24 protein-coding genes and 1 tRNA gene are annotated in these 25108 nt (G+C 68.2%); 8 read left to right on the top strand and 17 right to left on the bottom strand.

Annotated elements, in window-relative coordinates; all coding sequences use genetic code 11:
* Positions 1–19 precede the first annotated feature (19 nt).
* The 8 genes from prfA to argS form a co-directional block, all read right to left on the bottom strand.
* Entirely contained in the window at positions 20–1093 is a 1074-nt protein-coding gene (gene prfA, locus BRW65_RS23615; protein WP_073878695.1) for a peptide chain release factor 1, read from the bottom strand.
* 100 nt (positions 1094–1193) lie between these two features.
* Positions 1194–1430: a 50S ribosomal protein L31 gene (rpmE, locus tag BRW65_RS23620; protein WP_067747706.1), complete on the bottom strand. Its 237-nt coding sequence runs from the start codon at positions 1428–1430 to the stop codon at positions 1194–1196.
* 126 nt (positions 1431–1556) lie between these two features.
* Complete coding sequence (gene rho / locus BRW65_RS23625) at positions 1557–3389, bottom strand: transcription termination factor Rho (protein WP_073878697.1); 1833 nt, start codon at positions 3387–3389, stop codon at positions 1557–1559.
* A gap of 265 nt (positions 3390–3654) precedes the next feature.
* Positions 3655–4602 carry a homoserine kinase gene (gene thrB / locus BRW65_RS23635; protein ID WP_073878699.1) on the bottom strand — a complete coding sequence of 316 codons (948 nt, stop codon included), beginning with the start codon at positions 4600–4602 and terminating at the stop codon, positions 3655–3657.
* A gap of 3 nt (positions 4603–4605) precedes the next feature.
* Positions 4606–5688 carry a threonine synthase gene (thrC, locus tag BRW65_RS23640; protein WP_073878702.1) on the bottom strand — a complete coding sequence of 361 codons (1083 nt, stop codon included), beginning with the start codon at positions 5686–5688 and terminating at the stop codon, positions 4606–4608.
* A complete protein-coding gene (locus BRW65_RS23645) occupies positions 5685–7010 on the bottom strand; it encodes a homoserine dehydrogenase (protein ID WP_073878705.1) in 1326 nt (441 codons plus the stop codon). Before BRW65_RS23645 ends, thrC begins: the two co-directional genes overlap by 4 nt.
* Positions 7011–7013: 3 nt before the next feature.
* Positions 7014–8432, bottom strand: a complete 1419-nt coding sequence (gene lysA / locus BRW65_RS23650) for a diaminopimelate decarboxylase (RefSeq protein ID WP_073878707.1) — start codon at positions 8430–8432, stop codon at positions 7014–7016.
* Positions 8429–10081, bottom strand: coding sequence for an arginine--tRNA ligase (gene argS / locus BRW65_RS23655; protein WP_073878709.1), 1653 nt, complete (start codon positions 10079–10081; stop codon positions 8429–8431). The genes lysA and argS overlap by 4 nt, the downstream gene beginning before the upstream one ends.
* A gap of 115 nt (positions 10082–10196) precedes the next feature.
* Between argS and BRW65_RS23660 the strand changes: the two genes are divergently transcribed.
* A tRNA-Arg gene (locus BRW65_RS23660) sits at positions 10197–10269 on the top strand.
* An 85-nt stretch (positions 10270–10354) separates the two neighbouring features.
* On the opposite strand, the gene BRW65_RS23665 is transcribed toward BRW65_RS23660, so the two are convergent.
* Complete coding sequence (locus BRW65_RS23665; protein ID WP_073878711.1) at positions 10355–12121, bottom strand: GNAT family N-acetyltransferase; 1767 nt, start codon at positions 12119–12121, stop codon at positions 10355–10357.
* Positions 12122–12211: 90 nt separating this feature from the next.
* On the opposite strand from BRW65_RS23665, the gene BRW65_RS23670 reads away from it, so the two are divergent.
* Entirely contained in the window at positions 12212–12991 is a 780-nt protein-coding gene (locus tag BRW65_RS23670) for an alpha/beta fold hydrolase (protein WP_073878713.1), read from the top strand.
* Positions 12992–13082: 91 nt separating this feature from the next.
* Positions 13083–13847, top strand: a complete 765-nt coding sequence (locus tag BRW65_RS23675; RefSeq protein ID WP_073878715.1) for an alpha/beta hydrolase family protein — start codon at positions 13083–13085, stop codon at positions 13845–13847.
* Between the two features lie 28 nt (positions 13848–13875).
* Here BRW65_RS23675 and BRW65_RS23680 read toward each other — a convergent pair whose 3' ends face one another.
* On the bottom strand, positions 13876–14376 hold the full coding sequence (locus BRW65_RS23680; protein ID WP_073878717.1) for a nitroreductase family deazaflavin-dependent oxidoreductase: 501 nt from the start codon (positions 14374–14376) through the stop codon (positions 13876–13878).
* A gap of 107 nt (positions 14377–14483) precedes the next feature.
* Here BRW65_RS23680 and BRW65_RS23685 point away from each other — a divergent pair, with 107 nt between their 5' ends.
* Positions 14484–15176 carry a glycoside hydrolase gene (locus tag BRW65_RS23685; RefSeq protein ID WP_073878771.1) on the top strand — a complete coding sequence of 231 codons (693 nt, stop codon included), beginning with the start codon at positions 14484–14486 and terminating at the stop codon, positions 15174–15176.
* A gap of 19 nt (positions 15177–15195) precedes the next feature.
* Here the strand turns inward: BRW65_RS23685 and BRW65_RS23690 are convergent, their stop codons facing one another.
* On the bottom strand, positions 15196–15711 hold the full coding sequence (locus BRW65_RS23690; RefSeq protein ID WP_073878719.1) for a hypothetical protein: 516 nt from the start codon (positions 15709–15711) through the stop codon (positions 15196–15198).
* Positions 15712–15854: 143 nt separating this feature from the next.
* On the opposite strand from BRW65_RS23690, the gene BRW65_RS23695 reads away from it, so the two are divergent.
* Positions 15855–16178 (top strand): DUF732 domain-containing protein, encoded by a 324-nt coding sequence (locus BRW65_RS23695; protein ID WP_073878721.1) that lies wholly within the window; start codon positions 15855–15857, stop codon positions 16176–16178.
* Between the two features lie 44 nt (positions 16179–16222).
* Here the strand turns inward: BRW65_RS23695 and BRW65_RS23700 are convergent, their stop codons facing one another.
* Complete coding sequence (locus BRW65_RS23700; protein ID WP_244168182.1) at positions 16223–16708, bottom strand: NUDIX domain-containing protein; 486 nt, start codon at positions 16706–16708, stop codon at positions 16223–16225.
* A gap of 61 nt (positions 16709–16769) precedes the next feature.
* Positions 16770–18065, bottom strand: coding sequence for a tetratricopeptide repeat protein (locus BRW65_RS23705; RefSeq protein ID WP_073878725.1), 1296 nt, complete (start codon positions 18063–18065; stop codon positions 16770–16772).
* A gap of 162 nt (positions 18066–18227) precedes the next feature.
* On the opposite strand from BRW65_RS23705, the gene BRW65_RS23710 reads away from it, so the two are divergent.
* Entirely contained in the window at positions 18228–19943 is a 1716-nt protein-coding gene (locus tag BRW65_RS23710; RefSeq protein ID WP_073878727.1) for an NAD-binding protein, read from the top strand.
* 27 nt (positions 19944–19970) lie between these two features.
* On the opposite strand, the gene BRW65_RS23715 is transcribed toward BRW65_RS23710, so the two are convergent.
* Complete coding sequence (locus BRW65_RS23715) at positions 19971–20849, bottom strand: LLM class flavin-dependent oxidoreductase (protein ID WP_073878729.1); 879 nt, start codon at positions 20847–20849, stop codon at positions 19971–19973.
* A 69-nt stretch (positions 20850–20918) separates the two neighbouring features.
* Here BRW65_RS23715 and BRW65_RS23720 point away from each other — a divergent pair, with 69 nt between their 5' ends.
* Both BRW65_RS23720 and BRW65_RS23725 read left to right on the top strand, forming a co-directional pair.
* On the top strand, positions 20919–21332 hold the full coding sequence (locus BRW65_RS23720; RefSeq protein WP_073878773.1) for a VOC family protein: 414 nt from the start codon (positions 20919–20921) through the stop codon (positions 21330–21332).
* Positions 21333–21341: 9 nt separating this feature from the next.
* Positions 21342–21737, top strand: a complete 396-nt coding sequence (locus BRW65_RS23725) for a VOC family protein (RefSeq protein WP_073878731.1) — start codon at positions 21342–21344, stop codon at positions 21735–21737.
* 3 nt (positions 21738–21740) lie between these two features.
* Here the strand turns inward: BRW65_RS23725 and BRW65_RS23730 are convergent, their stop codons facing one another.
* Genes BRW65_RS23730 through cysD form a run of 3 tightly spaced genes read right to left on the bottom strand, consistent with a single transcriptional unit; the run spans position 21741 to position 25053 of the window.
* Complete coding sequence (locus tag BRW65_RS23730; RefSeq protein ID WP_067275957.1) at positions 21741–22226, bottom strand: Rrf2 family transcriptional regulator; 486 nt, start codon at positions 22224–22226, stop codon at positions 21741–21743.
* 47 nt (positions 22227–22273) lie between these two features.
* The gene (gene cysC, locus BRW65_RS23735) at positions 22274–24124 is read right to left on the bottom strand and encodes an adenylyl-sulfate kinase (RefSeq protein WP_073878733.1); all 1851 of its coding nucleotides are present in this window, start codon (positions 24122–24124) and stop codon (positions 22274–22276) included.
* Positions 24124–25053, bottom strand: a complete 930-nt coding sequence (cysD, locus tag BRW65_RS23740; RefSeq protein WP_073878735.1) for a sulfate adenylyltransferase subunit CysD — start codon at positions 25051–25053, stop codon at positions 24124–24126. The genes cysC and cysD overlap by 1 nt, the downstream gene beginning before the upstream one ends.
* Positions 25054–25108: the final 55 nt, after the last annotated feature.

Consider the following 25108-nt stretch of genomic DNA (forward strand, 5'->3'; position numbering starts at 1 on the left):
CTGCATCGTCGCCGGGCACTCATGCCTGTTGCAGCCGGGATTGCTTGTCGGCGGAGCTCAAGGCGTCGAACATCGCGTCGAGGTCGCCGTCGAGTACCTGATCGAGGTTGTGCGCCTTGTAACCGATCCGGTGGTCGGTGATCCGGTTCTCCGGGAAGTTATAGGTGCGAATCCGTTCGCTGCGGTCGACGGTCCGGATCTGGCTGGCCCGGTCGGCCGACGCGTCGGCCAGCGCCTGTTCTTCGGCCAACGCCTGCAGGCGAGCGGCCAGCACCTGCAGCGCGCGCGTCTTGTTCTGCAGCTGCGAGCGTTCGTTCTGACAGGTCACCACGATCCCGGTGGGCAGATGCGTGATCCGGACCGCGGAGTCGGTGGTGTTCACACCCTGGCCGCCCTTGCCGGATGAGCGGTACACGTCGATGCGCAGATCCGACTCGTCGATCTGCACTTCGCCCACTTCCTCGGGCTCGGGATAGACCAGCACGCCCGCCGCCGAAGTGTGCACGCGGCCTTGGGATTCCGTCACCGGTACGCGCTGCACCCGATGGACCCCGCCCTCGAACTTCATTCGCGACCACACCCCCTCAGCGGAGTCGCCCTTGCTGGCGATGGACAGCGTCGCGTCCTTATAGCCGCCGAGGTCCGACGTGGTCTCGTCCAGCACGGTCACGTTCCAGCCGTGCCGCTCGGCGTAGCGGATGTACATACGGGCCAGGTCCGCCGCGAACAATGCGGATTCCTCGCCGCCCTCACCGGATTTGACCTCGAGCACGATGTCGTCGGCGTCGTGCGGGTCGCGTGGCGCCAACATGTCGGTCAGTTGGGTGTCCAATTCGGCCACCCGCGACTCGAGTTCGGTCACCTCGTCGGCGAAAGACTGGTCGTCAGCGGCCAATTCGCGCGCGGTCTCCAAATCGCCGCGCGCCGACTCCAGCTTGCGATAGGTGGCGACGATCGGGGCCAACCGGGCGAACCGGCGACCGGCCTTGCGCGCCTCGGCGGGATTGCTGTGCAAGTCGGGATCCGCCAGCCGTTGCTCGAGCTCGGCGTGTTCGGCCAGCAGCACATCAATCGTCTGCACCGGCTGCGTCACATCTCACCTCCTGCCCGTTCCGCCCCGAGTCTCATTGCCGCAAACGCAAACCGACGCCCGGCCTGTGCTCTGGTGCACAGTTCGGGCGTCGGCAAAGCAACTATTTGTCGGTGTTGTCCGCCGCGGCACCCTTGCGCTTGCCGTACCGCTTCTCGAAGCGAGCCACCCGGCCACCGCTGTCCAGAATCTTCTGCTTGCCGGTGTAGAAGGGGTGGCACTGCGAGCACACTTCCACGACGATGTTGCCGCCGGGCTTGGTGCTGCGCGTGGTGAAGGTGTTTCCACACCCGCAGTGCACGGTGGTCTCCCCGTAAGCGGGGTGAATGTCAGATTTCATGCTGTCCTCTTCGATCTTGTCGAGCGTCGATTATGCCAGGTCAACCACTGCTCTCCCAAAACAATGGGGTACCCGTCCACATTCCCGGCGCTTCGCGCTGCCGGCCCGCCGAGGAACGTGGATCGGCTAGTCGTTGTCCATCGATCCCGGTGTGGTCTTGGAGACCTGCACCAGGAACTCGTAGTTGTTCTTCGTCTTGCGCAGCTGGGACATCAGCAGGTCGATGGCCTGGTGGGAATCCAGGCCCGACAGCACGCGGCGCAGCTTGTGCACGATCGCGAACTCGTCCGGCGAGAGCAGCAGCTCGTCCTTGCGGGTGCCGGAGGGGTTCACGTCGACCGCCGGGAAGACCCGTCGCTCGGAGATCTTGCGGTCCAGCTTGAGCTCGGCGTTACCGGTGCCCTTGAACTCCTCGAAGATGACCGTGTCACCGGTGGAGCCGGTCTCGACCATCGCGGTGGCGATGATCGTCAGCGATCCGCCTTCCTCGATGTTTCGTGCCGCACCCAGGAATCGCTTCGGCGGGTACAGCGCGGTGGAGTCGACACCACCGGACAGGATCCGGCCCGAGGCGGGTGACGCGTTGTTGTAGGCGCGGCCGAGGCGGGTGATCGAGTCGAGCAGCACCACGACGTCCTTGCCCTGCTCGACGAGCCGCTTGGCGCGTTCGATGGCCAGCTCGGCGACCGAGGTGTGGTCCGAGGGCGGCCGGTCGAAGGTGGAGGCGATGACCTCGCCCTTGACCGAGCGGGTCATGTCGGTGACCTCCTCGGGGCGCTCGTCGACGAGCACGACCATGAGGTGGCATTCCGGGTTGTTGCGGGTGATCGCGTTGGCGATGTCCTGCAGGATCGTCGTCTTACCCGCCTTGGGCGGCGACACGATCAGGGCGCGCTGGCCCTTGCCGATCGGCATGATCAGGTCGATGACCCGCGTGGTCAGCCGGTCGGGGGTGGTCTCCAGGCGAAGCCGCTGGTTGGGGTACAGGGGCGTCAGCTTGCTGAAGTCGGGGCGCTTTTTCGCGTCCTCGACGGGCCCGCCGTTGACGCTGTCCAGGCGGACGAGCGGGTTGAACTTCTGCCGCTGGTTGGGCTGTTCGCCGTCCTTGGGCACGCGGACCGCGCCGGTCACCGCGTCGCCGCGGCGCAGGCCGTTCTTGCGCACCATGTTCATCGAGACGTAGACGTCGTGCGGGCCGGCCAGGTAGCCGGAGGTGCGGACGAACGCGTAATTGTCGAGCACGTCAAGGATGCCGGCGACCGGCTGCACGACGTCGTCCTCGCGCAGTTCGGTGTCGCCGCCCTCGCCGGACCGCTCACCGCGCCGCCTGCGATCGCGGAAGCGGCGCCCGCGGCGGCCCTGACGGCCCTCGCCGTCGTCGTCTTGCTGGTTCGAGCCGCCGCGGCCTTGCTGGCCGCCCGAGCCCTGCTGATCACCGCTTTGGTCGCCACCGGAGTCCTGGCCGCGCTCCTCACCTTGGGAGTCGCGCTTGGCGCCCTGGCGGGTGTCCTCTTCGCCGGAGGCCTCGCCCTCGCGATTGCGTGAGCGCGCGCCGTCAGCGTCGTCGCCGCCGCGGGCCGCACCGGGCTCGCGGGAGGCGCCGCGCCGTTCGCGGCGGGGGGCCTCGGTGGTCGAACCGTTCGAGTGGTCCGCACCGGCCGGCGCTTCGGCACTGGCGGTGTCGGACTTGCCGCCCTCTTCAGGGGCCTTCGGGGCGGAAGTCCCGTTGGACTGTCCCCTGATTTCCTTTATGGCGGCGATGAGTTCGTTTTTGCGCATGCCCGACGTCCCCTTGACGCCGACTTCGTTAGCCAGCGCGCGCAGTTCGGGAAGCACCATGGTGGACAGAGAGCCAACAGGGGCATTGGTTTTGCCGTCGGATGTGTCCGGGGTCACGGCGTTCGACACCTCATTGCTGTCGGTGCTCGCGTCGGCCGTGAACAGGTCCGTATCGGTCACGGATTTCCTTTCTTCCCCCGCTGAACAGCTCATCCGGGGGGTTCGTTGCATTCAGCAAATCGCCGAGTGCGCCCAAATATCGACTCTGCAACGGTGATCGCCTTAATCGGCGGAGTAAGCGGCGAACCTCGTTCACGAGAAGAATTGGTGTGTCCTAGCGGCAAGGCAGTATGGATGCAGATGCAGATGCTGCGATTGCTGGACGGAACCGAGGATAGCCCGCATCTTTGTTGGAAGCAAGCAAACCCTCCGGCCACGCTGTGGATCAACCGGAGACTGTGACGCCCGGGCTCCAGCGAACTCCATCGCCGGCGGTCATCTCAGTGAGGGCAAATCCGTTGGCGGCCCCGTACTCCACCACTTCCTTAGGCAACTCCGGCGCTGTGCTGAGCGCAATCAGTGCTGGACCCGCCCCGGAAAGTGTCGCTGACACGTTATGACGCCGGAACAGCCGCAAATATTCCGCTGAGGCGGGCATCGCCGGGGCGCGCTGCGGTTGATGCAGCACATCCTCGGTGGCCGGCATCAGCAGGTCCGGGCGTTGGGTCAGCGCTACCACCAGCAAGGCGGCGCGGCTGACGCTGAACCGGGCGTCGTCGTGGCTCACTTGGGCCGGCAGCAGCCCCCGGGTCTCCGCGGTCAGGGAGCGCTCCTGCGGTATCGCGCAGTACAGGCGGATGTCGGGGTGCAGCCGCAGCGGCACCGCGGAATACCGCGGCCGGTCACCCGAGGCGTCGATCCACGACACCACCGCACCGCCCAGCACGGCGGCGGCGGCGTTGTCGGGATGCCCCTCGAACTCCGACGACAACTGAATCAGCCGCGCGTCGCTCAGGGGCTCCGAATCAGACTGTGCAACAAGGCCATTCGCCGCCGCCAGGCCGCCCACCACGGCCGCCGCGGAGGAGCCGAGACCGCGCGAGTGCGGGATGGCGTTGCGGCACCGGACCACCAGGCCCGCGGCGCGGACGCCCGCGGCCCGCAGCCCGCACTCGACGGCGCGCACCACCAGGTGTTCGGGACCCCGGGGCACCTGCTCGGCGCCCTCCCCTTCGACCAGCACCACCAATCCGGAATCCGTTGTCTCCACGACGATTTCGTCGCTGAGACTCAGTGCCAAGCCGATGCTGTCGAAACCGGGACCGAGGTTGGCGCTGGACGCCGACACGACGGAGCTTGCCACCAGCCCGGCGGGCAGCCTCTGGGACGTCATTTCTTACGCGAGCCCCAGCTTCTCGACGACGAGCACCGGATCGACGGGCAGCGGGGACACGGTTGGCATGTCCCGCAGTGCCGTGTCGGGGTCTTTGAGGCCATTGCCGGTCACCGTGCACACCACCGTCGAGCCACGCGCCACCCAACCGTCGTCGACGGCCTTGAGCAGACCCGCGATGCTGGCCGCCGACGCGGGCTCGACGAAGACGCCCTCGCTCTCGGCCACCAAGTGGTAGGCGGCCAGGATCTCCTCGTCGGTGGCCGCCAGGAACCGCCCGTTGGACTGCTGCTGCGCGTTGACCGCGGCCGCCCACGACGCGGGAGCGCCGATGCGTATCGCGGTCGCGATCGTCTCCGGGTGGCTGACCGGTGCGCCGTGCACCAGGGGCGCGGCGCCGGCCGCCTGGGTACCCAGCATGCGGGGCAGCTTGTCGATCACGCCGTCGTGGTGATATTCGGTGTAGCCCTTCCAGTACGCGGTGATGTTACCCGCGTTGCCGACCGGCAGGGCGTGCACGTCCGGCGCGGTGCCCAGCGCGTCGACGATCTCGAACGCCGCCGTCTTCTGGCCCTCGATGCGTACGGGGTTGACGGAGTTGACCAACGCGATCGTCGGGAAGTCGGCGGCCATCTTGCGGGCCAGTTCCAGGCAGTCGTCGAAGTTGCCGTCGATCTGAATGATCTTGGCGCCGTGCATGACCGCCTGTGCCAACTTGCCCATCGCGATCTTGCCCTGCGGGATCAGCACCGCGCAGGTGATGCCGGCGCGGGCGGCGTACGCCGCCGCCGACGCGGAGGTGTTGCCGGTCGACGCGCACAACACGGCCTGCTGGCCGCGCGCCAGTGCGTCGGTGACCGCCATGGTCATGCCCCGGTCCTTGAACGAGCCGGTCGGGTTGAGGCCCTCGACCTTGAGATGCACCGTGCAGCCGGTCTTCTCGGAAAGGCGCGTCGCCGCGATCAGCGGGGTGCCGCCCTCCAGCAGGGTGACCGGCGTCCAGTCGTCGCCGATCGGCAGGCGGTCGCGGTAGGCGGCGATCAACCCCGGCCACGGCTGGTGCACGGCGGTGCGCGGGACGCTCATCGGCCGGTCTCTTCCAGTCGCAGCACACTGGTGACGCCCTGCACGACGTCCAGATCCGCCAGCGCATCGACGGTTTCGGACAGCGCGGCATCGGTGGCGCTGTGGGTGACGACCACGACACGGGCCCCGACTCGCCGCCCGCCTTCGTCCACCACGCCCTCCTGGCGAACCTCGGCGATGCTCACCTCACGCTTGGCGAACTCCGCGGCCACCGTGGACAGCACGCCCGGCTTGTCGGCGACGTTCATGCTGACGTAGTAGCGGGTGGAGATGAAACCCATTGGCGCGACCGGAAGCTGGGCGTACTTGGATTCCTTCGGCCCGCGGCTGCCCAGTACCCGGTTGCGGGCGGCCATCACCAAGTCGCCGGTGACCGCGGATGCGGTGGGCGCGCCGCCGGCGCCCTGACCGTAGAACATCAGCCGGCCGGCGGCCTTGGCCTCGACCACCACGGCGTTGAACGCGCCGTTGACCGTGGCCAGCGGATGCGACAACGGCACCAGCGCCGGATAGACGCGGGCCGACACCCGCTCCTGACCGTCCTCGGTGCTGACGCGCTCGCAGATGGACAGCAGCTTGATGGTGCAGCCCAGCGACCGCGCGGAGACGAAGTCGGCCGGCGTGATCTTGGTGATGCCCTCGCGATAGACGTCGTCGGCGGTCACCCGGGTGTGGAAGGCGATCGACGCCAGGATCGCGGCCTTGGCCGCGGCGTCGTAGCCTTCGACGTCGGCGGTGGGGTCGGCCTCGGCGTAGCCGAGCGCGCTCGCCTCGGCCAGGGCGGTGTCATAGTCGGCGCCGGTGCTGTCCATCGCGGACAGGATGTAGTTGGTGGTGCCGTTGACGATGCCGGCTACCCGCAGCACCGTGTCCCCCGCCAGCGACTGGGTGAGCGGGCGGATGACCGGGATGGCGCCCGCGACCGCCGCTTCGAAATACAGGTCGACGTGGGCGTTTTCGGCGGCCTGCGCCAGCTCGCCGGTGGAGGTGGCCAGCAGCGCCTTGTTCGCCGTGACGACCGACTTGCCGTGCTCGAGCGCGCGCAGGATGGCCTTGCGCGCCGGTTCCACCGGCCCCATCAATTCCACGACGATGTCGACGTCCTCGCGGGAGACGAGTTCCTCGACGTTGTCGGTGAGCAACTCGACCGGGACGCCACGGTCGGCGGCGACCCGCCGCACTCCGACCCCACGCAACACCAGGGGCGCGCCGACACGAGCCGCGAGGTCGTCGGCGCTGCCCTCGATGATGCGGACAACTTCGCTTCCGACGTTGCCCAACCCGAGCACCGCTACGCCCACAGGCTTTTCGTCACGGGGCACCGTTCACCTCACTTCCAGACTCAGTAGATCGTCAACCGTCTCGCGGCGCAGGATCAGGCGGGACCGGCCCGCGCGCACCGCAACCACCGCCGGACGGCAGATCATGTTGTAGCGGCTCGACAGCGAATAGCAGTACGCGCCGGTCGCGGCGATCCCGAGCAGGTCACCGGGCCGCAAGTCGTCGGGCACCCACGCGTCGCGCACGACGATGTCACCGCTCTCGCAGTGCTTTCCGACGATGCGTGCCAGCGTCGCCGGTGCGTCGCTGGCCCTCGAGACCAGCCGGGCGTCGTACTGCGCGTCGTAGAGCGCGGTGCGGATGTTGTCGCTCATGCCGCCGTCGACGCTGACATAGCGGCGCTGGGCCGTGCTGCTCACGTCGACGTCCTTGACGGTGCCCACCTCATACAGCGTGATGGTGCCCGGCCCGGCGATGGCCCGTCCGGGCTCCACCACCAGCCGCGGGGTGGGCAGCCCCACGGCCGCCGACTCGTTGGCGACGATGGCCGTCAGCTTGGCCGCCAGCTCGGCCACCGGCGGCGGGTCGTCGGTGCCCAGATAGGAAATGCCCAGTCCGCCACCGAGATCGACGGTGGAGATCTGGCCCGTCTTGTCGACGCCGAATTCGTCGACGATGTTGTGCAGCAGCCCGATGACGCGGTGCGCGGCGACCTCGAAGCCGTCGACGTCGAAGATCTGCGAGCCGATGTGGCTGTGCAGCCCCACCAGGCGCAGGTGATCGGTGGCGAATACCCGGCGCACCGCGGCCATCGCCGCGCCGCTGGCCACCGACAACCCGAACTTCTGGTCTTCGTGTGCGGTGGAGATGAATTCGTGCGTGTGCGCCTCGACCCCGACGGTGAGCCGGACGTAGACGTCCTGGACGATGCCGGCCTCCCCCGCGACGGCGTCGAGGCGCTCGATCTCGGTCATCGAGTCCAGCACGATGTGTCCCACGCCGGCTTTGACCGCGGCGGTCAGCTCCGCGACGGATTTGTTGTTGCCGTGGAGGGTGATCCGCTCCGGCGGGAAGTCGGCGTGCAGGGCGACGGCGAGCTCGCCGCCGGTGGAGACGTCGAGCGACAGGCCCTCCTCGTCGACCCACCGGGCGATCTCGGTGCAAAGGAAGGCCTTGGCCGCGTAGCACACGTTGTGCCCGCCGCCGAACGCCGCCGCGAGTTCGCGGCAGCGGGACCGGAAGTCGTCCTCGTCGATGACGAACAGCGGGGTGCCGTACTCCTGGGCGAGCTGGGTGACCGGGATTCCGGCGAGGCTGGCGACCCCGGTGTCACCACGAAGCATGTTGCGCGGCCACACATTCGGCGCAAGTCGAAGCAGCTCGTCGGGCGACTGCGGCCGCGGCGTGCTATCGGGGTGCCGGATGTCTTCGGCGTGCCGAGGACCGGCGGGGTGCACGTTCACATTCGCTCCGGGGCGGTGACACCGAGGATCGTCAGCCCGTTGGCGATGACCTGGCGGGTGGCCTGGCACAGCGCCAGCCGCGCGGTGTGCAGGTCGGTGGGCTGCTCGTCACCCTGGGGCAGCACCCGGCACGAGTCGTAGAACCGGTGGTAGTCGCCGGCCAGGTCTTCCAGGTAACGGCACACCCGGTGCGGCTCCCGCAGGGACGCAGCGGTTTTCAGCACGCGGGGGAATTCCCCGATGCTGCGCAGCAGCGTCCCCTCCTTGTCGTGGCTGAGCAGCTCGAGGTGCCCGGTGTCGGGGACCAGGCCCAGTTCCGCGGCGTTGCGGGCCAGCGCCGACAGCCGCGCGTGCGCGTATTGCACGTAGTAGACCGGGTTTTCGTTCGACGCCGACGACCACAGCGCCAGGTCGATGTCGATCGGGGTGTCGACCGAGGAGCGGATCAGGCTGTAGCGCGCCGCGTCGACGCCTATCGCCTCGACCAGGTCGTCGAGCGTGATCACGGTTCCGGCCCGCTTGCTCATCCGGACCGGTTGCCCGTCGCGGACCAGGTTGACCATCTGCCCGATCAGCACCTCGACGTGCGCCGGGTCATCACCGAACGCGGCGGCCACGGCCTTGAGCCGGGCGATGTATCCGTGGTGGTCGGCGCCGAGCATGTAGATGCACAGGTCGAAGCCGCGCTGCCGCTTGTCCAGGTAGTAGGCGATGTCACCGGCGATGTAGGCCGGCTTGCCGTCGCTCTTGATCACGACGCGATCTTTGTCGTCGCCAAAAGCGCTGGTGCGCAACCAGGTTGCGCCGTCCTTTTCGTAGATGTTGCCGGTGTCGCGCAGCCGGGCGATCGCCTGGTCGACGCGGCCGCTGGTGTGCATCGAGTCTTCGTGGGTGTAGACGTCGAAGTCGGTGCCGAACTCGTGCAGCGACTCCTTGATGTGGGTGAACATCAGGTCGACACCGATTTCGCGGAACGTCTCGTGCATCTCGGTGTCGGGCAGGCTCAGCGCGTCGGGCGCCTTGCCCAGCACCTGCGCGGCGATGTCGTTGATGTAGGCGCCGGCGTAGCCGTCCTCCGGCGTCGGTTCACCCTTGGCGGCGGCGATCAGCGAGCTGGCGAACCGGTCGATCTGGGCGCCGTGGTCGTTGAAGTAGTACTCGCGCAGGACGTCGGCGCCCTGGGTGGTCAGCAGCCGGCCCAGCGCGTCGCCGACGGCGGCCCAGCGGGTGCCGCCGATGTGGATGGGCCCGGTGGGGTTGGCCGAGACGAATTCCAGGTTGATCTTGTGGCCGCCCAGCGCGTCGGAGTGACCGAAGACGTCGCCGGCGTCGATGACCGCGTTGACGATCTTGGCCTGCGCCGACGCCTCGAGGCGCAGGTTGATGAAGCCGGGCCCGGCCACCTCGGCCGAGGCGATGCCGTCGGCCTCCGACAGCGCCTCGGCCAGCCAGCCGGCCAGTTCACGGGGGTTGGCGCCGACCTTCTTGCCCAGCTGAAGCGCCAGGTTGCTGGCGTAGTCGCCGTGCTCGGGGTTGCGGGGCCGCTCCACGGTGACCGTCGCAGGCAAGGCGGCAGCGTCCAGCCCGCGCTCGGCCAGCACCGCGGAAGCGGTGGTCCTGAGCAGCTCAGCGAGGTCAGCGGGGGTCACGAGCGTCCATCCTATTGGCTGAGGTGCCCGCGCCCCGAATCCATTGCGGTGACGAAGCGGCTACCGACATGCGCTAGTCTGGCTGGGCCCAATGGCGCAACGCCAAAGCCGTAGCGCCCCCGTAGCTCAGGGGATAGAGCGTCTGCCTCCGGAGCAGAAGGCCGCAGGTTCGAATCCTGCCGGGGGCACTCATGTTCTTGCAGGTCAGACGGCGTCCGTTCGCCAGCTCGGCTAATGAGAACACCGTTTCGGGCCTCAGTGTCACGACCGGGCTCAGATGGTGCGTTTCAGCCCGACGTGGGCGGCGTGGTACCCGAGCCTGCTATAGAACGCCCGAGCCCTTTCGCGAGCCTCGTCCGTGGTCACCTGCGCCAGCTGTGCCCCGTGTGCTCTTCCGTAATTGTGTGCCCACTCGACGAGTGCAGTACCGAGACCCTGTGCGCGTTCGGCTTTGGCGACCCGTAGTCCCTCGATCTGCAGCCGGGTGGCGCCGCCGCGCGAAAGGCCGGGAATGATCGTCAATTGCACAGTCGCGACGACCTTATCGGAACCGTTCAGGACGACTCCGAGATAGTTGGATCGGTTGCGAACGACGATGTCGTAGGCCGCCTCGTAGCGTTCGAGTTCGGCGGCTTCGCGATCCTGACCGAATTCGTCGTCGGAGAGCAGCTGGGCGATCACCCCCACGTGTTCGCGCGTCGCGCGCTGCACACGATATGTGCGGCCCCCTACCCGCAGCAGTCCTCGAACCGAGGACTGGGCCAGTGCCTGTAGGCGCGCCACCAACAAGTCCAGCCACGCCCCCACGTTGGTTCGTGCCTCCACGGTGTCCGGGTAGCGGCATCGCAGATGTAGCCCGGACTCGTCCTGGATGAACCAGAGCATGACGCCGTCGGTGTCAACGCTCGCGCTGACATACTGGGCGTCGAGTCCGACCGAATCGATGCGCACCGGAAGTCGGCTTTGGTCCAGCCAGGAAATCGCGAACATGCCGGGCGCGACGGGCATTCCACCCCACGGAGCCAATACGTCGGCCAGTGGCCAGGAACCGAGCTGCACAGCCTCTTTGACGGCGGCGGCCGCGGCGTGCGGCTCGGCCACCGCCGACTCCAGGACCGAATTGGTGATGAACCAGCCCACCGAGTCGTGCCATTTGTCTTCAAATCGGCTGTGCACGGGGAAGACCGCGCGCAGCGGCGCCCCGGCCAACTCGCGGGTCACCGCGGTCATGGCGACCACAGCGAGTGCCAGCGTCGAGACACCGTCCTCGCGAGCCTGCGCGACGAACGCGGCGCCGTCATGGACATCGAACACGTCACGCACCTCAACGCGTTCCGGATGCGGCCCGGAGTCACCCAACGGCAGCGGAAACCGTGGCATCACCCCACCGCTGTCGCTGATGATTTGTGCCCATCGCGCGCGCACGCGGTCCGGTGCCGCGGGACGGTCCAACAGTGCTTGCGTGTGCACGACAAATGCCGGCGGTGGCTGCAGCGACGACGTGCGTCCGATCCGCGCGTCGGCGAGCATCGACAACAGGTCCCGCGCAATCACCAGCATCGACCACATGTCCACGTGGGCGTGGTCGGCAGCGATCACCACCGTCAATCCGGCGGCAGTCTCCAGCACACACAATCGATGTGAGGGCCGCTGATACGGCGAGCACGTCGCGTTGAGAACTATTCGCAGTGCGTCGTTGACCGCCTGGCCCGGAGCGATCTCATGCTCTACCCACTGGCCTGGGTGAATATCGATCTCATGCAGCTGCGGATCGCCGTCCGCCCCGGGCGTGAATGCCGTTCGGAGGGTGCCGTGGCGGGCGATCACAGCCAGCCACGCATCGGCCAACGATTGGCGGCTGACCCCCGCCGGCAACCGGATGGACAGAGCCATCCAGGAGCCGGGTCGTGCGCCCGCACCAACGTGTATGCGCTGGTCGAAAGACACCGGGAGCTGCCGGCCGAGGTCAGACACCGTCACGTCGTAGCCCCAGAGTCGTCCGAAGGGGAGCCGCAGGTGCGCCACGTTGGTCAGCCGCATGGCGGTACCCTAACGCCCCGGTTAGCCTGGATGCTCGGTCAGCACGGTCGGCTCCGGGGCGAGCCGTCCGGTCGTGAGAAGAGTTGCGTGATGTCCACTTTCGTGGTTCCCGGGGCAGAGCTCGCGGTTGAACTGAGCGACGAAGGCGGTCATCCGGTAGTTCAATTGCACGGGCTCACCTCCAGCCGCTCCCGTGACCGGGTGCTCAATCTCGACCTCGGCAGGGGGCTCAGCGGGACCCGATTGCTGCGGTATGACGCACGGGGCCATGGCAAGTCGACTGGGCGCAAGGTCCCGGAGGATTACCGATGGGAAAGCCTTGCCGAGGATCTTCTGCAGCTGCTCGACAAATGGTTTCCCGGCGAACGGGTGCACGGAGTCGGCCCATCCATGGGTACCGGCACGCTGCTGCACGCGGCTGCCCGCGAGCCGGACCGCTTCGCCGGCCTCACGCTCATGGTGCCGGCCACCGCGTGGGAAACCCGCTCCGCGCAGGCGGCGATCTACCAGTATGCGGCCGATTTCATCGAAACCGAGGGAGTCGGGGCATTCATCGCGTCGGCGCGCGGGGCGACGCCGCCGCCAGCCACGGTCGGCGCGCCCGAAACGGTTCCCGATGTGGCCGACGCGCTGCTGCCGTCACTGTTTCGCGGCGCGGCTCTGAGCGACCTCCCGGCTCGCGAAGCCGTCGCACGAATCGACGTGCCGACGACGATTCTGGCCTGGGTCGACGATCCGGCGCATCCGATGTCGACAGCGGAATCGCTTGCCGCACTGATGCCGCGGTCAACGCTCACCGTGGCGCACAGCCCGGCCGATGTCGAGACCTGGCCCAAGATCCTGAGCCAAGACGTCGCCCGCAGAGGCTGACTTGTACGCAGTCATTGTTCCCGCCGGGGGCACAAACATTCTCGCAGGTAGGTCGGCCTTACGACCGCCCGCGGCGGGTTAGATCGTCAGCATGGGCGAACGTGTGACGTTCCAAGGTTCCACGGGCGCGACTCTGGCAGGCGTCATCGAGGTGCCGGACGGGGCGGTGCGCGGCTGGGGCGTGTTCGCGCACGGCTTCACGCTCGGCAAGGATTCGCCCGCCGCGGCCCGGATCTGCAAGCAACTGGCCACCGACGGCATCGGCATGCTGCGTTTCGACGCGCTGGGGCTCGGCGGATCGGAGGGCGACTGGGGCGACGGGTCGTTCACCGTCAAGGTCGACGACATCGCCACGGCGTGCGAATTCATGGCAGGCCGCGGAACCCCGGCCGAGATCCTGATCGGGCACTCGTGGGGCGGCGCGGCGGTGCTCGCCGCGGCCCGGCACTCGCCCGGCGTGCGGTCGGTCGTCACCGTCGCCGCGCCCGTCGACCCCAGCCACGTCGAGAAGCATTACGACGCCGTCGTCGACCGCTGCCTGGCGGAGGGCAGCGCCGAGTGGATGGTCGGCGGTCGCACGCTGACGCTCAAGCGGGCGTTCGTCGAGGACGTGCGCCGGGCCCAACTGCGCGACAAGATCAAGAATTTGCGCCTGCCGCTGCTGATCCTGCACTCGCCCACCGACAACACGGTCGGCATCGCCAACGCCAGCGAGATCTTCCGCCTGGCCGGGCACCCGCGCAGCTTCGTCTCGCTCGAGGGCTCGGATCACTTCCTCACCGCTCGCGGGCAGGCCCACCGGGCGGGCCGCATCATCGGCGCCTGGGCCGACGCCTATCTCGGCGACGGCAACTAACCCCAGATCGACTGCGGGACGGCGAAACTCAACTCCTCGGCAGGACGAACGCCTCGATGTGGCGCTTGCCGGCCCGCACCTCGTACTGGCGCCAGCCGGGATACAGCTCGAGGCCCTTCGCCCAGATCTCGTCGCGCTCGCCCGGCGCGGCGAGCCGCGCCGTCGTATGCCAGGTGTCGCGGCCGATAGTCACCGTCGCTTCGGGGTGGGCCTTGAGGTTGTGATACCAGGCGGGGTGTTTGGCGCCCCCGAAGTTGGACGCGATGAGGGCCAGGCCATCCGGATGCGGGATCGCATACACGGCGACCGTGCGGGGCACACCGGATTTGGCGCCCGTGGTGGTGAGCATCACCACGGGAATGCCTGTTGCGACGGCGGCGAAGCTGCTCCTGCCGCCCGTGACCCTGGTGACGAACCGGTCCAGATGGTGCGCCGTGGGGCGCAGCAGCGCCACGCCCACCTTCGAGGAGGCGAAGCGGCGCATCACCCGGTGGAAGGCGTTGGCATCGGCGAAGGTCTGGCCGCGCATGGTGTCATTGTGACCGGATGGGCCATGGCGCGGGGGCGATTCGCCCGACCCGAATAACCCGTCGAAAACGCCCCACGGGCGTCGCCGACGACATTAAGCTGCTGGTCGTGGGCGTGAACGTGTTAGCCAACGGCCGGAGTCGGTGGCTGGTGATCGTGGCGTCGTTCGCGCTGTCGGCCGGCATGGTGTACGCCCAGGGCGCGAAGCCCCGATGCTGCGCCGCGATCCCGCCGCCGGCGCCCCCCGCCAGCGCGGCCGTCGCCGCAAGCCCGGACGCGGCGCCGGCCAACACCCCACACACCGCCACGCCCGCGGAAGTGGAGATGCTGACCGCAAACGCGCCGCCCGCCGCCGGCCAGCAGTTCCAGGTCGCGTTGCCCCGGGGCATCGCGTCGGAGGATCGACTTCAGGTCAAGACGATCTGGGCGGAACGCGCCATCAGCGTGCTGTTTCCGCAGATCACGACCATCTACGGCTATCGGGAGGATCCCCTGCCCTGGCACCCCAACGGGTTGGCGATCGACGTCATGATCCCCAACCACGCCAGCCCCGAGGGCATCGAGCTGGGCAACCAGATCGCCGGCTACGCCCTGGCGAACGCCAAGCGCTGGGGAATCAACCACGTGATCTGGCGGCAGAAGATCTACCCGGGCGTCGGTGGGGGCAGCTGGACCGCCGACCTCGGTTCGGAGACCCTCAACCACTACGACCACGTTCATATCGCCACCAATGGCGGCGGATACCCGACCGGGCACGAGGTCTACTACATCGCCTCGATGACGCCCGTGCCGCAGCAGTGATGCTGGGCGGCAACGAGATTCACGCGGAGCCGGCCGCAAACGCCGCCACGGGCATTTCGACGCTTCCGCCGCAGGGGCCGCCGTTGATGTCGGTATGCCAGGTGCCGCGCAACGACCCGTCCGGCTGCGGCGTGTAGAACGCCCACGACCGGGCGGGGGCCCACACCTTGGGAACGCCCTCCCCCATGTAGCAATCCCACTGGAAGTCGAAGCGCTCGACCCATCGAGCGCCGTCCCAGGTGTAATGCGACGGCCGGGGCAGCGTCGGGTTCTTCGGCGTGGGGCCGTCGGTGGCGGTGGCCACGCACCTGCCCGACGAGCAGGCGGTGACAAAGACGTAGTCGGCGCTGAAGGTGGGTTCCGATTGGGCGGCAGCCGCGCTGGTGCCTGACTTGTCGACGGCGTACCTGACCAGCGAATACTTCCCGTTCCACGACGGCGCCGCGGCGTGCGCGGGAATCGCGGGCAGCGCCTGGACCGCCACCGCGACGGCAGCGAGCGTCACGGCGCCGCGAAACCGCCACCCGGGAGACATCGGAGTCCATGGTGCGGGCTCGGCGACGCTCCCGGCGATAGCCCACCAAGAATTCGTTGAGAACCCGTTAAGCCCCCGTGCTCATTCTGTGATCAACGCACCCAGCGTCCACGAGAAACCCACATCAGCACTAGGAGACCCCGATGTTCACTCGCCGTTTCACCGCCTCCGTCGTCGGCACCGCCGCCCTGGGCCTGGCCGCGCTCGGCCTCGCCGGCACCGCCGGCGCGAGCTCGGTCGACGACGCCTTCCTCGCCCAGCTGGCGGCCGATGGCATCACCCCGCCGAGCGCCTCGGTCGCAGTCAAGGACGCGCACGCGGTGTGCAACGCCCTCGACCAGGGTCACTCGAGCAAGGAGGTCATCAACGCGGTGGCCCGGGCGACCGGCCTGAGCGCCAAGGGCTCCAAGACGTTCGCCGTCGACGCCGCTTCGGCCTACTGCCCGCAGTACGTCACCTCGGCCTGATACCTGACACCACGATGCGGGGACCCGGCGGGTCCCCGCATCGTTCATGGTTGCCGCAGGAGAAACAGGCCGTAGGCGGCGATGGATTGCGCGTCGGCGATCACCCCGGATCGGATCATCTGCTCGACGTCGGCGCGGTCGAACCAGGCGCTGCGCAGGTCCTGTTCCTCGTGCTCGAGATCCGGCTCCCCCTCGTCGATCCCGGTGGCCAGGAACACCCATCCGCGCTGACTGCTCATGCCCGGAGCGACATCGAGCCGGCCCAGCACCTCGAACGACGTCGCGCTCAAGCCCGTCTCCTCGCGCAGCTCACGCTCGGCCAACTCGGCCGGCTCGGTATGCGCCAAGCCGGGCGCGGTGCCTTGCGGGAACTCCCACCGCCGCTCCCCGAGCGGGTACCGGAACTGCTCGACGAGCCGGAAGCGCTGCCCGTCGAACGGCATCACCAGCGCATAGTCGGGCTTATCCACCACGCCGTAAATGCCGGGGCTGCCGTCCGGGCGGCGGATGTCGTCTTCGCGGAGCACCATCCACTGGCTCCGATAGATCTCGCGGGACGCGACGCATTCGATGAAGGGCACCAACCCAGTATCACTGGGCGGCCGTGAAGCGGTCGTACGTGCGGCGCAGCGCACCGCGGTCGACCGAGTGCAGCACCCGGGTGAGGGCTTCGAACACGTCGACGTAACCGACGGTGGGATCCGCCGCGTCACCCCGGGTGTATTGCCACGGGAGGGACCGTCCGCGGCGCAGCACCTCCCCGAGGTACCACACCGCGCCGTCGACGAACGGCGCGTTGCGCTCCTCGTCGAGGAGTTCCTCGGGGGTCGAGCCCTTCTGGATGACGAGCTCCTCCAACGCGTCAAGGGATTCCGGGGAGAAGTCCCACACGGCGTCGCCGCCGTAGTGGCCTGCCCACACCGGAAATTGGGCGCCGCGCTCGGCGAGCCAGCACCGCAGGTATTCCTCGTCCGAAAATCGCTGCGTCGCTTGATGTTTGGCGCGTAGGCGGCGCTTGGCGGCCCCTTCAACCCGGTCGCGGGTCTCGGTCACCCACCGGAATTCGTCGGCGCGGTCGCGCCATTTGGCCAGTTCCTCACGGGCGGCGACGGTGATGGGATTGTCGTCGCCGAAGATCCTCGCTTCGTCGTCGACCAGGGCTTGCCAGGTGGCGACCTTGTCGCGAAAGTCGTCCGGTTCGGGTTCCCACAAGGCGATGGTGTGCCGGGCGATCAGCGTGTGGCGGTGGTCGTCACCCAGCTTTTCGCGCATCACCTCGACCAGCGATTCGAGCTCGGCCACCGCACCGGGGCCGTCGACCGATTCGCCGTGCCATTGCGCCAGCGCCATGCGCATCCCGAGGGTGTCCTCGTGGTGGTCGCCGAGCACCCGGCGGCGGGCCTCGAGGACCCGCTCGCCCTCGGCGATGGCGCCCGCGTAGTCCCCGAGCTCCTTGCGCTTCTGCGCCACCCGGTCCCTGGACGTCAGCGCGGTGGGGTGCTCGGGCCCCAGCACCCGTTCCTCGTCGGCCAGCAGCTGCGACCACTCGGCCAACGCGGCTCGGGTTTCGTGCTGCGGCCGGTCCGCGAACATGTGGCGTGCGGTCAACGTGGTGATGTGATCGCGGCCGAGCAGCTCTTCGAGTTCGGGTACCAGCTGCTCGAGGGCGGCATAGGCGCCGGCCTGATCGCCCATCTGGAGCTGCAGGTGCACCAGCGCGAGCTTCATGTCCAACACGTTGGGGTGACGCTCCCCCAAGATCGGTCGGCAGACGGCGACCAGCTCGTTCATCAGCGGCAGCGCCCCGGCGAAATCGGCCGCGGCGATGCGCTCCGAGATGAGCCGGGTCAAGGCGGCGAGCGGCCCGGGCAGTTCCGGCGGCGTCATACCGCTATCGAATCCCTCGCACGGCCCGGTGGCAATTCACCTCGCCCCCGGCGCGTCCGGTGTCGCGCTGGCATGAAACGGCACTGTGCCCGATAGTCATAGAAACGAACGCCAACGTCAGCAGAGGTGGGGTATGCCGTACGCCCGGAAGGGTGCGTAACCATGCGCGGCCACATCATCGTCAGCGGTGACGACGCGCTGGCGACCACGATCGTCGAGGAGCTCAACAACGCCGGCGTGCACATCGTCAAGCTCAGAACCGCCGGCGAACTCGACCACGCGGAGGTCGCCCGCGCCCGCGCCGTGATCTGCGTCGGGGATGACGACGCGACGAACCTCGAAATCGCGCTGCTGGCAAGGAAAATCAACCCGCGAGTGCGGGTGGTGGCACGGCTGGGCAATGACGTGCTGCGGACCGCGATGGCCGCCGACAAGCGCCCCGGGGCGATCCTGGACGTCGCCGACCTTGCGGCGCCCTCGGTCGTCGAGGCCTGCCTGGCGCACACCGTGCACCCGTTCGAGGCGGCGGGCATCGAGTTCGTCGTCTCCGGCGCGGAGGCGCCGTACGGCGCGACGTTGCGCGAGATCTACGGGGATCTGGCGCCGGTTGCGGTGATCCATGGCGAGGACTGCGCCACCCCCGGCGAGGTGGTGTCCTGCCCTGGCCGTGATCTGGTGGTACACGCCGGAGACTGGACCGCGATGATCGGCACCGCGGACGAACTGGCCGCCCGCGGCATCAAGGTCCCGCGGCCGACCGTGACCCGCTACCGCCTGCCCCGGCTGCGGCGGACGCTCGACGGCGTGCGCGCCCTGCGTGACGACGTCAACCCGATGTTCGGGCGGGCCCTGGTAGCCGCGGCGTGCCTGCTGCTCGGGTCGACCGTGGTGTTGCGCTTCTGCTACCAGCCGAATCCGAAGATGACGTGGCTCGACGCCCTGTATTTCAGCACCGAGACGATCGCGACGGTGGGGTACGGCGACTTCAGCTTCCTCCAGCAGCCCACCTGGCTGCGGCTCTACAGCATCATGTTGATGTTCGCGGGCGTGACAACCACGGCGCTCCTCGTCGCTTTCATCGCCGACCTGCTGATATCGCGACGTTTCGCCCACTCGGTCGGACGCCGCCGGGCCCGCCATCTACGCAACCACGTCATCGTCGTCGGGCTGGGCTCGTTCGGCAGCCGGGTGGTCGCCGACTTGAGGTCGGCCGGATACGACGTCGCGGTGATCGAGCGCGACGAGAACAACCGCTTCCTGTCGACGGCTGCCGACCTCGACGTGCCGGTGATCTTCGGCGACGCCACCCTGCGTCAGACGCTGCAGGCCGCCCGCGTCGAGCACGCCCGCGCGGTGGCGGTGCTGACGCAGGACGACATGGTCAACATCGAGACCGGGATCGTGCTGCGCGAGATGCTGGGGCCGCGCGTGATGCCCGACGTCGTGCGGCCCGACGTTCCCCTGGTGCTGCGCGTGTACGACCGGAAGCTGGGGGCCGCGGTGGCCCAGCGATTCGGATTCGAAAACGTCCGGTCCACCGTCGAGCTGGCCGCGCCGTGGTTCATCGGCGCCGCGATGGGCCTGCAGGTGCTGGGCACCTTTTCCGTCGGGCAGCGCTCCTTCATGGTCGGTGGAATGCACGTGGCGGCCGGCAGCGAGCTCGACGGGCTGAAGATGTTCGAACTGTCCACCCAGACCCGCGTCATCGCGATCACCCGGCAGGACGCGCCCGTGGAGCTGCATCCGCGACGCGACGCCTGGCTCCGCGGCGGCGACACCGTCTACCTCGTGGGTCCCTACCGGGAGTTGATGGCGACGCTGCGCAAGGGCCAGCCTCCGCAGCAGCCCGCCGCCGGGGAAGAACGCGCGTCGGCCTAGTGGCGAAGCGGGTCGCCACCATCTGATCTAGAGCCGGCCCGCCACGTCCGCCGCGCGACTCAGCTGGTCGATGTCGGAGCTCGTCGGGATGAGCTGTACCTCGTCGGTGCCGATGGCCTCGAACTTGCGCAGCACGTCCAGCAGCTCTTCCTCGGTGCCCGCCCACCCGGTCGTCGGCGCCATCGCGTCGACGTATTCCGGCGGTATCCAGTTCATGTAGCGCCGCAGATGACGATGCACCTGCGCCCGCGACTCCTCGGGGGACCCGAACGCGAACCAGAACGACGTCATCAGGTGCGGCTTGCCTTTGCCCGCCCGCGCCCACGCGTCCCGGGCGACGTCGAACAACTCGTTCTGCTTGTCGACGTCCAGATCCAACGTGGTCCCCGCCAGTCCGGCGGCCCAGGAAGCGGCGCTGCGGATGGTCTTCGGGCCGATGCTGCCCACGAACAACGGCGGACCACCGGGCTGCACGGGAGCAGGCCCGACCGGCAGGACCGACTCGGTGAGCTTTTCGCCGGCCCATACCCGCTTCATCACGGCCACCCGCTCGGCCATGTCGCGCATGGTCTGTGTCGCCGGGTCGGCGCCGACGGCGTGGTAGTCCTCGTTCCGCCCGCCCACGCCGATGCCCACGCTCAGCCGGCCGCCGCAGAGCATATCGCCGGTGGCGAGCGCCTTGGCCAGCATCACGGGGTCGTGCAGCTGCGGCACGATCACCGTCGTCAGCAAACGCACCCGGTGGGTCCAGGCGGCCAGCGCGCCCAGCAGCGTGAGGTTGTCCGGGTTCTCGAATGCGATGCGCTCACCCCAGCACATCGACGAGAACGGGCCGCCGTCGATCGCGCGCGCCCAGTCCTCCAAGATTCCGGCATTCAAGTCCGGCTCCATCACCGGCAGCGTCATCGCAATTCGCACGCGGCGATTCTGGCATGACGGTCAACATCGGGTGGCGCAAGTGGCAGCATGGAGCAGATGGGTTTCACCACCAGTTCCATCGCGCACGTTCGCCTCACCGTCACCGATATCGAGCGGTCCCGGCAGTTCTACGAGAGCGTGTTCGGTTGGCCGGTCCTGGTGGAGGTCCCCGACAACGCCGACGAAGCCACCCGCAAACAGCTGAGCTTTTTGTTCGGGGGCGTCATCTACGACCTCGGCGGCACGCTGCTGGGCCTGCGGCCTGTCGCGACCGACCGCTTTCACGAGGATCGCGCCGGGCTCGACCACATCGCGTTTCGCGTCGCCACCAAGGACGAATTAGACTCCGCAGCAGCGCATCTGGACGAGCTGGGCATCGCTCACGAGCAAGTGAAAGACATCGGCCCGTCCTACATCCTGCAGTTCCGCGACCCCGACAACATTGCCCTGGAGCTCACCGCACCGAAATAGGAGAAGTCCATGGCTGTCAGTTTCAACCACACCATCGTCGCCTCCCGCGACAAGCGGGAGTCCGCGGAGTTTCTCGCCGAATTGTTCGGTCTGCCCAGCCCAAAACCGTTCGGCCACTTCATGGTTGTCCAACTCGAGCACGGCGCCAACCTCGATTACGCGGACGCCCCCGACGGCGCGGAGATCCCGCGGCAGCATTACGCCTTCCTGGTGTCCGAAGAGGATTTCGACGCCATCTACGGGAAGATCCAGTCACGAGGCCTCGAGCACTGGGCGGATCCCGGCGCCAAACGGCCCGGCGAGATCAACCACAACGACGGCGGGCGCGGGGTGTACTTTTTGGACCCTTCGGGCCATGCCATGGAGATTCTCACCCGCCCCTACGGGTCGGGCGGCCAGCGGTAATCCCTATTCGCCGGCGCGGGGCGTGCCGTGCCGCACGCTTTCCTGTGTCCGGTAGTCGTCGGCGAATTGCGCGACGTGCTTCGGCAGCGCATTGGCGGCGACGTCGGCCAGCGTCGTCTCCTCCAGCACCGAGCGCATGCTGGCGCGCAGCGCCCGCCACACGTCAGTGAGCGCCGCGGTGGGGCCCGAGTAGGGCAGGTCGCCCAGCCCGATGTCGCGCACGCTCGCCAGCGGCCCGTCGATGCAGCGCAGCACGTCGGCGATGCTGATCTCGTTGCCGGGCCGGGCCAGTTCGTAGCCGCCTTCGCGGCCCCGATGGCTCCTCACCAGGCGGTCGGTGCGCAGATTGGTCAGGATGTCGACGAGGAACTGCGGCGGAATGCCCTGCGCCTGGGCCAGGTCGTCGGTCTTGACCAACGTCCCGTCGGGGACCGTGGCGAGTTGGACCATGGCCCGCACCGCGTACTCCGCCTTCGCCGACATGCGCACTCTGAGGATTGTGCCACCCGGCGGCGGCAATCAGTCGGAGCCGGGCGCTAAGCGCGCGATTCGAGCAGATCGATGATGCTCTGCGCCTGCTCCTCGACGCTGAGCTCCGGGGTCAGCCGCAGGTCGGGATTCGCCGGCGGTTGATACGGGCTGTCGATGCCGGTGAAGTGTGCGATCTCGCCCGCACGGGCCTTGGCGTACAGCCCTTTGGGATCACGCTGCTCGCATTCTTCGATCGGGGTGTCGCAGAACACCTCGACGAAGTCGAACCCGGCGGCGGCGTGCACATTACGCGCCATCTCGCGTTGCTCGTGCAGCGGGCTGATCGCCGGCACCAGCACGACGTTGCCGGAGTCGGCAAGCAGCGTTGCCACGTGCGCCAGCCGGCGCAGGTTCTCAGCGCGGTCGGCCATGCTGAAGCCCAGATCGGCGTTCAAGCCGTGCCGCAGGTTGTCACCGTCGAGAACGTAAGCGGCGACGCCCTTTTCGAGGAGCTTCTGTTCGACGAGCATGGCCACCGACGACTTGCCGGAACCGGAGAGCCCGGTGAACCACACCGTCTTGCCCCGCGGTCGGGCTTCGGCCGGGGCCGACGACCTGTGCCGCACGGTGTTCGGGCTCGCCGTCTGCGCCGAGACGTCGCGCAGCACCATGCCCGCCGCCACGGTGCCGTTGGTGTGCGGGTCAATGAGGATGAACGACCCGGTGCTGGCGTTGCGGGTGTACTCGTCGAGCAGCAACGGCACCTGCGTGCGCAACGAGATACGGCCAAGTTCGTTGAGCTGCAGCGCCGTTGCGGTCTTGTCGCGGTGCAGTGTGTTCACGTCGAGCCGGTAATCCAGCCCGGTCACCCTCGCGCGGGTGGTACGGGTGGTGTGTTTGATGACGTAGTCCCGGCCGGGCTCGAGCGTCGCGTCGTCGGCCATCCAGCACACGGTCGCGTCGAATTCCTGGGTGACTCGGGGATGGTTGTTGCTGCGGGCGATGAGGTCACCGCGCGAGATGTCGATCTCGTCGGCCAGGCTGATGGAGACCGCCATCGGCGGAAACGCTTCCTCCACTGGACCGTTCGGCCCGTCGATAGCGGTGATCCGGGTGGTCTTGCCGATCGGCAGAACGACGACTTCGTCGCCCGGGCGCATGACCCCGCTGGCAACGGTGCCCGCATAGCTGCGGTGGTCCTGATGCTCGCGGGTGTGCGGCCGGATGACGTACTGGACGGGGAACCGCACGTCGACCAGGTTGCGGTCGCCGGCGATGTAGACCTCCTCCAGGTGCGACAGCAGCGCCGGGCCCTCGTACCAGGGCGTCTGATCCGACTTGGTCACCACGTTGTCGCCGTGCAGCGCGGACATCGGGATGGTGGCCACGTCGTGCACGTCGAGGCGCGCGGCGAAGGCGTGGAATTCGTCGCGGATGGCCTCGAATTTCTCTCTGTCCCAGCCGATCAGGTCCATCTTGTTGACGGCCAGAACGATGTGCTGGATGCCCAGCAGCGAGGCCAGGAAGGCGTGCCGGCGGGACTGCTCCAGCAGCCCGTGCCGGGCGTCGACGAGCACGATCACCAGCTGGGCAGTCGACGCGCCGGTCACCATGTTGCGGGTGTACTGGATGTGGCCCGGGGTGTCGGCGATGATGAATTTCCGCTTGGGCGTGGCGAAATAGCGGTAGGCGACGTCGATCGTGATGCCCTGCTCGCGTTCGGCGCGCAGGCCGTCGGTCACCAGCGCCAGGTCAGTGTAGTCGTGACCGCGCTCCTTCGACGTCTGCTCCACCGCCGCCCACTGGTCCTCCATGACGGCCTTGGAGTCGTAGAGCAGGCGGCCGATCAGCGTGGACTTGCCGTCGTCGACGGAACCCGCGGTGGCCAGGCGAAGCAGCGTGGTCGGTGTGGCCATCAGAAATACCCCTGCCGTTTGCGATCTTCCATCCCGGCCTCCGAGATCCGGTCGTCGGCGCGGGTCGCACCCCGTTCGGTGAGCCGGGACACCGCGGTCTCGGCGATGACCTCCTCCACCGTCGCGGCCTCCGATTCCACGCATCCGGTGCAGGTCACGTCACCGACCGTGCGGAAACGCACCGTTGTTTCGAACACCGGCTCGTCGTCGCGCGGCTGCATGTGCCGGTCGACCGCCAGCAGCATGCCGTCGCGGCGAAACACCTTGCGCCGGTGGGCGTAATAGATCGACGGCAGCGCGATGTTCTCCGCGCCGATGTAGGACCAGATGTCGAACTCGGTCCAGTTGGACAGCGGGAACGCCCGGATGTGCTCGCCCTTGTGGTGCCTGCCGTTGTACAGGTTCCACAGCTCGGGGCGCTGCGCCTTGGGGTCCCACTGGCCGAACTCGTCACGGAAGCTGAACACCCGCTCCTTGGCGCGCGCCTTCTCCTCGTCGCGGCGTGCGCCGCCGAACGCGGCGTCGAACTTGTTCTCCCGGATCGCGCGCAGCAGCGTCACGGTCTGGATCGAGTTGCGCCCCTGCTTCGGCTCGACGACGCGGCCCGCGTCGATGTCCTCCTGGACCGAGGCGATCACCAGGCGCACGCCGTGCTCGGCGACCAGCTCGTCGCGCGTCGCGATCACCTCGTCGAAGTTGTGCCCCGTGTCGACGTGCATCACCGGGAACGGCAACCGCCCGGGACGGAACGCCCGCAGCGCCAGGTGCAGCATGACGATGGAGTCCTTGCCGCCGGAGAACAACAGCACCGGCCGCTCGAACTCGGCGGCCACCTCCCTGATGATGTGGATGGCCTCGGCCTCGAGCGAGCGCAGATGGCTCAGCTCGTACTGGCCGGCGGCGGGACCCGCCCTCAAATCGCTGGTCATGGCTTCCTCGGTTAAACCTGGTAGAGTCGGTCAAGTTTGGCAGCTTTGCCATCCA

The sequence above is a fragment of the Mycobacterium paraffinicum genome, from assembly GCF_001907675.1.
In the GTDB taxonomy this organism is placed as follows: domain Bacteria; phylum Actinomycetota; class Actinomycetes; order Mycobacteriales; family Mycobacteriaceae; genus Mycobacterium; species Mycobacterium paraffinicum_A.

Bases quoted from the DNA above. Each gene is read 5' to 3' on its own strand.
- rpmE (WP_067747706.1), bottom strand. From the start codon at position 1,430: ATGAAATCTGACATTCACCCCGCTTACGGGGAGACCACCGTGCACTGC.
- thrB (WP_073878699.1), bottom strand. From the start codon at position 4,602: ATGACGTCCCAGAGGCTGCCCGCCGGGCTGGTGGCAAGCTCCGTCGTG.
- thrC (WP_073878702.1), bottom strand. From the start codon at position 5,688: ATGAGCGTCCCGCGCACCGCCGTGCACCAGCCGTGGCCGGGGTTGATC.
- BRW65_RS23665 (WP_073878711.1), bottom strand. From the start codon at position 12,121: ATGCGGCTGACCAACGTGGCGCACCTGCGGCTCCCCTTCGGACGACTC.
- BRW65_RS23670 (WP_073878713.1), top strand. From the start codon at position 12,212: ATGTCCACTTTCGTGGTTCCCGGGGCAGAGCTCGCGGTTGAACTGAGC.
- BRW65_RS23675 (WP_073878715.1), top strand. From the start codon at position 13,083: ATGGGCGAACGTGTGACGTTCCAAGGTTCCACGGGCGCGACTCTGGCA.
- BRW65_RS23680 (WP_073878717.1), bottom strand. From the start codon at position 14,376: ATGCGCGGCCAGACCTTCGCCGATGCCAACGCCTTCCACCGGGTGATG.
- BRW65_RS23690 (WP_073878719.1), bottom strand. From the start codon at position 15,711: ATGTCTCCCGGGTGGCGGTTTCGCGGCGCCGTGACGCTCGCTGCCGTC.
- BRW65_RS23695 (WP_073878721.1), top strand. From the start codon at position 15,855: ATGTTCACTCGCCGTTTCACCGCCTCCGTCGTCGGCACCGCCGCCCTG.
- BRW65_RS23700 (WP_244168182.1), bottom strand. From the start codon at position 16,708: ATGGTGCTCCGCGAAGACGACATCCGCCGCCCGGACGGCAGCCCCGGC.
- BRW65_RS23705 (WP_073878725.1), bottom strand. From the start codon at position 18,065: ATGACGCCGCCGGAACTGCCCGGGCCGCTCGCCGCCTTGACCCGGCTC.
- BRW65_RS23710 (WP_073878727.1), top strand. From the start codon at position 18,228: ATGCGCGGCCACATCATCGTCAGCGGTGACGACGCGCTGGCGACCACG.
- BRW65_RS23715 (WP_073878729.1), bottom strand. From the start codon at position 20,849: ATGACGCTGCCGGTGATGGAGCCGGACTTGAATGCCGGAATCTTGGAG.
- BRW65_RS23720 (WP_073878773.1), top strand. From the start codon at position 20,919: ATGGGTTTCACCACCAGTTCCATCGCGCACGTTCGCCTCACCGTCACC.
- BRW65_RS23725 (WP_073878731.1), top strand. From the start codon at position 21,342: ATGGCTGTCAGTTTCAACCACACCATCGTCGCCTCCCGCGACAAGCGG.
- cysC (WP_073878733.1), bottom strand. From the start codon at position 24,124: ATGGCCACACCGACCACGCTGCTTCGCCTGGCCACCGCGGGTTCCGTC.
- cysD (WP_073878735.1), bottom strand. From the start codon at position 25,053: ATGACCAGCGATTTGAGGGCGGGTCCCGCCGCCGGCCAGTACGAGCTG.